Origin of the sequence: Candidatus Parakkermansia intestinigallinarum, assembly GCF_944389695.1 — a bacterium.
GTDB lineage: Bacteria > Verrucomicrobiota > Verrucomicrobiia > Verrucomicrobiales > Akkermansiaceae > Akkermansia > Akkermansia intestinigallinarum.
The window spans coordinates 1-8,583 of sequence record NZ_CALXNG010000050.1 but is presented as its reverse complement, the minus strand read 5'-3'; the positions used below and the strand labels follow the sequence as shown (position 1 = coordinate 8,583).

At 55.3% G+C, this 8,583-nt stretch carries 7 protein-coding genes; 5 read left to right on the top strand and 2 right to left on the bottom strand.

Going from position 1 to position 8,583, the window contains the following annotated elements:
- The 5 genes from AC6UAL_RS09410 to AC6UAL_RS09390 form a co-directional block, all read left to right on the top strand.
- A partial coding sequence (locus tag AC6UAL_RS09410; protein WP_500683124.1) for an RHS repeat-associated core domain-containing protein occupies positions 1 to 1,011 on the top strand: 1,011 nt, incomplete at its 5' end.
- A gap of 125 nt (positions 1,012 to 1,136) precedes the next feature.
- The gene (locus tag AC6UAL_RS09405) at positions 1,137 to 2,768 is read left to right on the top strand and encodes an ankyrin repeat domain-containing protein (RefSeq protein ID WP_500683123.1); all 1,632 of its coding nucleotides are present in this window, start codon (positions 1,137 to 1,139) and stop codon (positions 2,766 to 2,768) included.
- A 278-nt stretch (positions 2,769 to 3,046) separates the two neighbouring features.
- Entirely contained in the window at positions 3,047 to 5,695 is a 2,649-nt protein-coding gene (locus AC6UAL_RS09400) for an RHS repeat-associated core domain-containing protein (protein WP_500683122.1), read from the top strand.
- Between the two features lie 95 nt (positions 5,696 to 5,790).
- Positions 5,791 to 6,273: a hypothetical protein gene (locus tag AC6UAL_RS09395; RefSeq protein ID WP_500683121.1), complete on the top strand. Its 483-nt coding sequence runs from the start codon at positions 5,791 to 5,793 to the stop codon at positions 6,271 to 6,273.
- Positions 6,274 to 6,941: 668 nt separating this feature from the next.
- A complete protein-coding gene (locus tag AC6UAL_RS09390; protein WP_500683120.1) occupies positions 6,942 to 7,118 on the top strand; it encodes a hypothetical protein in 177 nt (58 codons plus the stop codon).
- A gap of 177 nt (positions 7,119 to 7,295) precedes the next feature.
- Here the strand turns inward: AC6UAL_RS09390 and AC6UAL_RS09385 are convergent, their stop codons facing one another.
- Together AC6UAL_RS09385 and AC6UAL_RS09380 are read right to left on the bottom strand one after the other, a co-directional pair.
- Positions 7,296 to 7,844, bottom strand: a complete 549-nt coding sequence (locus AC6UAL_RS09385; RefSeq protein ID WP_500683119.1) for a hypothetical protein — start codon at positions 7,842 to 7,844, stop codon at positions 7,296 to 7,298.
- Positions 7,845 to 8,188: 344 nt separating this feature from the next.
- The gene (locus AC6UAL_RS09380; RefSeq protein WP_500683118.1) at positions 8,189 to 8,320 is read right to left on the bottom strand and encodes a hypothetical protein; all 132 of its coding nucleotides are present in this window, start codon (positions 8,318 to 8,320) and stop codon (positions 8,189 to 8,191) included.
- Between the last annotated feature and the right edge of the window lie 263 nt (positions 8,321 to 8,583).

Below are 8,583 nucleotides of genomic sequence, written 5' to 3'. Positions count from 1 at the left end.
AAGAACATCTGCGAGGTCTTCGGCTCGGACGGTTACATCAAGACGGCCTACACCTACACGCCCTACGGCTCCGTGACGGCCACGGGCAATGTCACGCAGCCCATCCGGTGGAGCAGCGAATACAACGACACAGAGCTCGGCCTGGTCTACTACAACTACCGTCACTACAACCCGGCGGATGGAAGGTGGACGGGGCGGGATTTTATCTCTGAAAGCTTGTGCTTGTATGATTATGTTTATTCATCACCTCTAGTTTTTACGGATACGTTAGGTTTGAAGAGCTTCGCTATTGACGAGGATCAATGTACAATTACTCTGAAACTGAGATATGATGTAGACGGAGGAGCGGAGAACCAGACACATGCAAACGAGGCAATACGACAAATTCTTGCCGTATGGAATCAAACGAGTATACGTATGTATCCGCAAGCAATGAAGCCTCATAAGAGAAAACGAAAGTGCTGCCCTTGTAGAACTCAGGGATTCTTACCCCTTGTGAATTTCCGGAAGTCGGAAAGCTCTGCATCATATGATGTCAAGTTCATCTTCTTTGCTGAAACCTATAAGGGGAAAAGTACAAGCTTTGGTTACCCGATTAGAGGTTTTTCCAATAGCGTGATTAAAGCGAGGCCAGGAGAATACGGGCATATACACATTAAACTATCGCACTTGTATGATTCTCAACCTCGAAATGTTGCACCGAAGCACACTGCTCCGCATGAATTTGGTCATGCGTTGGGATTGATGCATCCCGGTCAAGAAATTATCAAGGGACCCATTCGTGTCAATTACGGGGAGAAGGGACCGTACATGACGGGGAGCAAAGAGAAGCCTGTTACCAGTGGGGCTAGGTATGCGTACATTGGCTGGGATATCTGGAACCGTTGGGTTAACGGAGAAACTGACTTAATGGGTCTAGGGCTGGCAATGCGAGCGTTCTACTTTGAGCATTGGTACAAGAAATTGAACTCCAAATACAAGGGGTGTCGTTATAACGCTAAATGTCAATAAATAATATGAAACTAATCGTGATGACTATAGGGATGCTGGAGTTGTTCTCAGCAGTGGACTTTCCCTCAACCGCTACTGCCACATCTATGCATGCTCCAGCAGAACGCGAGCCCCGCGCCTCTGAAATGAGAGGAGCCCGAAGTCTGCTGAAAGCTGCCTCACACGGGGACGTCTCACGCGTACACCAGTTGCTGGAGCGTGGTATTTCCGCCAATGCCCGCGATTCCGAGGATCCCGAAACCCCGCTTTACGCGGCGGCAGAGGGCGGTTCCGCCGCCTGTGTCGAGGCTTTGCTAAAAGCCGGAGCCCTCGTGAATGAGGAGGTGTGGTGGGACGGCGGCGATCCGATCACCTGCGCGACGGCTCTCACCGTCGCTGCGGAGGAGGGGCACGCGGACTGCGTTCGCGCCCTCCTCTCCGGCGGTGCCGACGTCAACTTCCTCTGTCTCGAGGATGAGCTCGGGGGCTCAGCCCTGCATCTGGCCGCCAACGCTGAAGTGATGCGCCTGCTGCTCGACGCCGGCGGCAATCCCCGTTTGGTGAACCAGTTCGGCGATACCCCGCTCCACCGGGCTCACGACGCTGCCTGTGCACGCCTGCTCCTGGAGGCGGGGGCGGAGCCTGATGCCGTGAACAAGGCCGGAGACACGCCGCTGCTCGCCCTCCTCAGTGCCGCTGAGGATGAGCGGGAGGCCGATGAGCCGATGCCCGGACTCTGCGAGCAGGTGCAGACTCTGCTGGCGGGCGGCGCCGATCCGGCGGCTCGCGACCGCCACGGGAACACGGCTCTGCACATCGCGGCACGTCTGGGCGATCTGCCCGTGCTGCGCCTGCTGCTGGATGCCGGTGCCGACGTGAAGGCGAGCAACGGCGACGGCGCCACCCCGCTGCATCTGGCGCGGGTGGCCGGGCAGGATGCTGCCGCCCGCCTGTTGCTCGAGCGGGGGGCAGAGGCGGGGGCGCAGGACAAGTCGGGACTCACGGCAGACGAGAGCGCGCAGCAGCATCAAGCGGATGCCGCCCTGCTGGCGGCGGCCGCATCCGGCGATGCGGAGGCGCTTCGCCGAGCGCTGGACGCCGGGGCGAACCCGCAGGCCGGGGATCCGAAGCAAGCTCCTTGGACCTGTCCGCTGATGGCGGCTGCTGTGAACGGTCGAGAGGACTGTGTCCGCCTGTTGTTGGATGCCGGGGCCTCAGCTCAGAGCTGCGACGGGCAGGGCAACACCCCGCTGCATGTGGCTGCTCAGCGTGGCGACATCGCCTCTGCACGCCTGCTGTTGGCGGCCGGTGCCCGCACTGATGTGCAGGGCTCCCTCAGACGCACCCCCCTTCACGTTGCAGCCGCGCGCGGCGATGCCGCCATGGTACGTCTCCTGTTGGAAGCAGGCAGCAGCTCGGGCACGCAGGACTACTACGGCTGCACACCTCTGCATCTTGCCGCTGCCGCGGGAAACAAGCCGACCGTCGAGTGTTTGCTGGCGGCGGGGGCGGATCCGAAGGCGCTCGACCAGATGGAAGCCACCCCGCTGCATGCCGCCGCCGAGCAGGCCGCTGACCTGAGCGTGATGGACAGCCTGCTCGCCGCCGGGGCCGAAGTCGACGCGCAGGATGCGACGGGGGATACCCCCTTACATCGAGCTGCCCGCAAAGGGCGGGAGAAAGCCTGCCGTGCGCTGCTATCTCGAGGGGGCAATCCCGAGCTGAAAAACAATGAAGGGAAAACGCCTCAGGATGTCTTCGGGGAACAGGCTCTGTAAACCTGTAGACGTCTGATCGGAGGGCAATGCTGGCATGAAGTCGGTAGTTTTTAGACGCGAGATCCAGTGTGCTTTCCCGCGGCGTTTACCTTGACAATCGAAAAGATAGCCCATCCATGCCCACCGCCGAGCTTTCGGCGGTGGGCATTTGCCTTCCGGCGGAGCGTCTTCGGGAGCTCGAGTAGAGAAGGGGAGCGCGGCGGGCTCCCGATGTCGCGAAAACCAAAGACCACGGCTTGACAAGCACGCAGGTTGTCGCTTATGTTAACGATAACACCATGGCACGCCTGCACACAGAAACCATCCCCACCTCCACCCTCGCGGCCACCGCCCGGGTCGTGGATGGCTTCGTCACCACGCAGACCGACCATCAGGGCATCACCAGTTCCTTCACCCGAGCTTACACCGTTACAGGTGTCACGCTGACTGCCACGGACGGCCGCGGCAACACCACGACCACGCACACCGACCTCGCCGGGCGCAGCATCAGCAGCACCGACGCCGCCGGCAACACTACCACCACGGTCTATGACGAGGACTTCGACCAGCCCTCCGTCATCACCAACGCCCAGGGCAAAACCTCCTGCTACAAATACGACCTGCGAGGCCGCAAAGTCGCCGAATGGGGCACCGCGATTCAGCCGGCTCTCTTCGGCTACGACGACGCCGACAACCTGACCGCGCTCACCACCTTCCGGGCCGACAGCGGCGACATCACCACCGACCCGAGCGAGCGCACGGACGGCGACACCACGACCTGGGCCTACCACCCCGCCGCCGGTGTCGAACTCAGCAAGACCTACGCGGATAACTCGCAGGTCGTCAAGACCTACGACGCCTTTAACCGCTTGGCCACCGAGACCAACGCCCGCGGCATCGTCAAGACCCTGAGCTATGACGCCGCCACCGGCCGGCTCACCGGCATCAGCTTCTCGGATGACGAGACGCCGTCGCAGAGCTTCGCCTACAACATCCTCGGTCAGCTCACGCAGGTCACCGACGCCGCCGGCACGCGCACCATCGCCTACAACGAATACAGCGAGCTGCAGAGCGACTCCCTGGACTCCGGCGCCCACACGCACCTCGTCACCGAACTGCAGGACAGCTACGGCCGCAGCACCGGCTTCACCTACGCCCGCTCCGGCTCCACGCAGTTCACCACGAGTGTGGGCTACGGCGAAGACGGCCGCATCGCCACCGCCGGCTTCATGCACGGCGGCGTGAACCGTCAGTTCAGCTACGGCTACCTGAGCGGCTCTAACCTGCTGCACACCCTGACGCATCCGAACGGGCTCACGCTCACGCAGAGCTATGAAGAGCACCGCGACCTGCTCACCGACATGCAGTACCACCGCGGCAGCACCCTCGTCGTCGAGCGCAGCTACAGCGGAGACAAAGCCCCCGACGGCTGTAAGGGGGATTGGACAAATGCGCAGCATTTGCCCGAAGGGCGAGGAGCCGTGGGGCGGCTCCGAGTCACCCTCGGACGCCCGACCAACCGCAGCACCGCCCGCCAGGGCAGCGTGAAGAACGACACCTTCACGCACAACGACCGCAGCGAATTGGTCTCGGCCACCCTCGGCACGGACGCCTACAGCTACAGCTACGATAACATCGGCAACCGCAAGACGGCACAGGAAGCCGCGGAAGAAGCCACCGCCTACGACGCCAACAACCTGAACCAGTACACCGCGATTCAGGAAGGTACGGCAGAAGCCTTCGTCCCGACCTTCGATGCGGACGGCAACCAGACCAAGGTCAAGACAAGCACCGGCATCTGGAACGTCGTCTACAACGCAGAGAACCGCCCCGTGACCTTCACGAGCGAAGACGGCGCAACCGTCGTGGAATGCACCTATGATTACATGGGCCGCCGCCACACGCGCAAGATCACGGTCAACGGCAGCGTCACGAACTACCTGCGCTACATCTACCGGGGCTACCTGCAAATCGCGGCCATCAACGCCGTCAGCGGCGTCTTCCAGTGGTTCATCCTGTGGGACCCGACGCAACCCGTCGCCACGCGTCCGCTGGGCATCCGCAAGGACGGCACCTGGTACACCTACGGCTGGGATCTCACGAAGAACATCTGCGAGGTCTTCGGCTCGGACGGTTACATCAAGACGGCCTACACCTACACGCCCTACGGCTCCGTGACAGCCAACGGCAACGTCACGCAGCCCATCCAGTGGAGCAGCGAATACTATGATGCTGAACTGGGGCTTGTTTACTACAACTACCGTCATTATTGTTTAGAAATCGGTGCATGGCTGTCTAAAGATTCAATAGAAGAACAAGGAGGGTATAATCTATATACATACAATGCTAATCCTGTCGCCAACATTGATATAAAAGGGAATATTTTTATAGAAACAACAGTAAAAATACACCCTCAACTTGAGAGACCGCCTTACCCTGGAGTAGATGTTATTAGGCCTGAATCGGATAATTGGCAGTCTGTAGTAGATGCTATTGATTCAGATGTTTATTGTTGGCAATGTATAGGTCAGCTAAATATTAAAATACATGGAGACCCCTCCATGGCTATAATAACAAAAGAGACTCGGCGAAACCCAGAATACACAGGTGATGTAAATAGCGATAATGCTATGGTTATAAGCAATGTTAATCTAATAATAGATAAGCTTTTGAATCAAGAGTCGTTTTGCTCTGAATGTATTATATTCTTTTTGTCATGTAATACAGGCTTATCATCCTTTGTTCAACCAATTGCTAGAAAAACGGGTTGTATTGTTTATGCCCCTATGGGATATATCGCAGGTGATTTACATAACCCCATCGACTCAAAAATTGTTAGTGAGATTCAAGATCAAAGGCTACTTCCTTGTCCCGGAAGTAAGGATAATACGTTTAGGGTTTTTTATCCTGATGGAAGAGTACATGAGTACAACAATAGACCTAATTAATTAATATTTGAACATCTAGCACCTCCATATTTTATCTATAGATATTACATGGGGGTGTTAGATGTTTGATGAGAGAAAGGACATTGACAAACGACATGAAAAGTTATATTTTACTCATTTGTTTCATGACGGGGTGTATTTCTGATTCTAAAGAGGATGATTACAAATTGATAGAGGCGAGACATCATACACAATTATCTCTAATTGAATTATTAGGTGAGCAGATAAATTACCCTCTGCCGGTTCACGCGGAGCAGTTTATAATAGAAGAATTACATAATCCTGAGAATAAATATGAGAATGAGTTTGATACATATTTACGACCTATTTGCATATTGGAGAACCGCGAGTGCATTATTTATTTTTACCCATCTTATCAATCGTATATAAGCTTAAATGACGGAGGCAGTCATTATATTAGATATGCGCGGCTGCCTAGTTTTAATAAGTTTGTAAACGAACGCAAATTACCAGAAAAACTGTGGGAATATAGCGCACACGACGATTGTAATGAACAGCTTGTATATGAAATAAAGCAATTAATGTTGCACTTTTTGATGCATCCGCATACTCAATGAACCGCTATGTTAAAAAGCCAATATCTAGGAGATATGCGGCTTAAGGTATTCCATACAAAATAAAAACCCTCCCCATGTGCGCAGTTGAAGGAATCAACGGATTCCAACCCTAAGCGGGGGAGGTTATCTGCGGTCATTATACATGTAGTACAGAATTTGTCAAGGTGCGGATGGCGAAAAAAAGGGTCTGTTTCAGATCCGCTGAGGCTTTGAGCAGCCTCGGATGACAAAAAAAGTAGCAATTCAGCCTTGCTTGTCTTTGTAACACCCGTTACAAAGAGTTTATGCTAAAAGAACTATACAAGCAAAAAGGTTGGACTGCTACCAGCGCCATTGTCCTCAAAAATCGCGTCGATGTCAAGCTTACAATTGACCGAAGATACAATTTTTGTTGTCCCAAGTGTTGCAATCTCCTCCTAATACTCTCAAAGAGAGAGATTTACGTGCAAGATTCGCCCATCTTGAATAAGGAAGTCGGGCTCTACGTTGATGTCATACAAGGGTATTGTACAATATGTAAGCGCTATCACACGCTCAGACACCTGAGATCTGCCACCCCTCTTCCGGCTACACAGGGAGCTTCATGAGGCAGATGTCGCGCTTTCTTGTCCATGCCCCTGCGCGATTCCAGGAGAGAGTTCAACGTCTCTTACTCAACCATCTTGCGCATGGATAAGGAGGTGCTTCGCAACGACATTCCCAAGCCCAAAACGTCAAACATTCAAGGGATTCCGGTCGATGCGAAGTTCCTCGAATCACATCCAAGGCATGCGGGCGCTTTGATGAGTAATACCTTGCGCCAAGTGCGCTTCCTGCGCCTTCAAAGAGACCCTCTTTTACGATGAAGCGGGGAATAAGCCTTGCAATTCGCATGAAAAGGCTTATATTTTCCACGGGGGTTTGTTGATTTTTGTTCAACCTCGGCATACGGTTTGCCGGGGAAAAATCTAGCCTCCATTTTTTGTATACTCAAGCCGCAGTCAAAATGACTGCAGCTTGAAACATTGGGGCAGGTATGCATCCTACTCCGCCTCCGGGAACACGGAAAAGATCTTGTCGCTCACATGGATGTAGTCCGATTGGCCCTTGGGTTGATACCAGCCGGCATTCCAGGAATTCATCGGCATCGCCGCGACAATTTCCTGATGCTCATCCAAGAACTCGAGGAGGTAAAACACAGCCGGATTGATGATGATGCGGTCGCTGTAGCGCTCGGACCAAGGGCCGGCACTTCTCCATTCCTCCAAGAGGGCTCGTTTGGTGTCCGGGCTGAGGGGGTAGGTATAAGTCTCAACCTCCCCTCGGGAACGTACTTCCTTCTTTGTAATGCGGACGTACTCCGCGCGCTGCTCGACACGGGCGAGTTTTTTCTGAATGTCTGCCCATTCTGCCTCTGATACCTTTTTGAACTTCCAGAGCGGGTTCGGCTCGCTCCGTTTCGCGGCGGTTTCGGGTGCTCTTTCTTCACACTCGCCAGTGCTTGTTTCTTGGCTGAGACAAGATACCGATATGAGACACAGGAATCCGATAAGATATTTTGACATAGCTTTCATCTCGATAAAGAAATTCACGGTACTTACTTGAACGGCGCGGCCCCGCCAAATGTCACCCGCCCCACGGCATTTTTTTAACAACGCGACATTGTTTCGCCGCATCTCCGTTTCATCGCCCCCATCCGCATTTTCATCACCCGCAACGGGACGGCAAAAGCTCACAGACTCCCCCGAAACACGGAGCAACGAGCGGCCTCTGTTCCCGCCGGGCATTCATGCGTGCCCACCGGCCGGTCAGGCCGCCCGCCATCGCCGCCCGAATCGCTGCCCCGTGCACTCGACAAGCCGCAGGCGTCGCTTCTCGCAGCATCGGCGGGGCTCCATCCGCGGCCGAGCCCCGCCTCAGAGCAAGTTTCGCGCCTTTACTTCGATTTCGACATCATCCGCTGCGCCTGAGCCTCCCAACGCTCCATGGCTTTCGCCCTCAACTCGGCGAGCAGTTTCTCGGCGCCGGCTTCCGGGAAGGGATCCAAGCGGGCATAGAGCGCGGCCATGGCAGAAACCTTGCCGCGCTCTGCATCCACGCAAAGACAGCTAAAGCTCACGTACGGATCCCGAGGGAACTCATCTGTTCGGTTCGACTCATAGGCCTCGCGAACGAGCCGAGCCGCACGCTCAAAGCGATTCTCCGACAAGTTGTACCAGCGTCAAGCCAAAACGGCCGCTACGGCACCTGCCAAGCACACCTGTCCCAAAGTTTGAGCAGGGGGGAAAAGGGATGCAGTAATCATGCGGGTTGTCGGGCAAGGAGAGGGCA

Excerpts from the sequence above, each read along its gene's own strand:
- AC6UAL_RS09405 (WP_500683123.1), top strand. The coding sequence starts at position 1,137 with ATGAGAGGAGCCCGAAGTCTGCTGAAAGCTGCCTCACACGGGGACGTC.
- AC6UAL_RS09400 (WP_500683122.1), top strand. The coding sequence starts at position 3,047 with ATGGCACGCCTGCACACAGAAACCATCCCCACCTCCACCCTCGCGGCC.
- AC6UAL_RS09380 (WP_500683118.1), bottom strand. The coding sequence starts at position 8,320 with ATGGCCGCGCTCTATGCCCGCTTGGATCCCTTCCCGGAAGCCGGCGCC.
- AC6UAL_RS09395 (WP_500683121.1), top strand. The coding sequence starts at position 5,791 with ATGAAAAGTTATATTTTACTCATTTGTTTCATGACGGGGTGTATTTCT.
- AC6UAL_RS09390 (WP_500683120.1), top strand. The coding sequence starts at position 6,942 with ATGGATAAGGAGGTGCTTCGCAACGACATTCCCAAGCCCAAAACGTCA.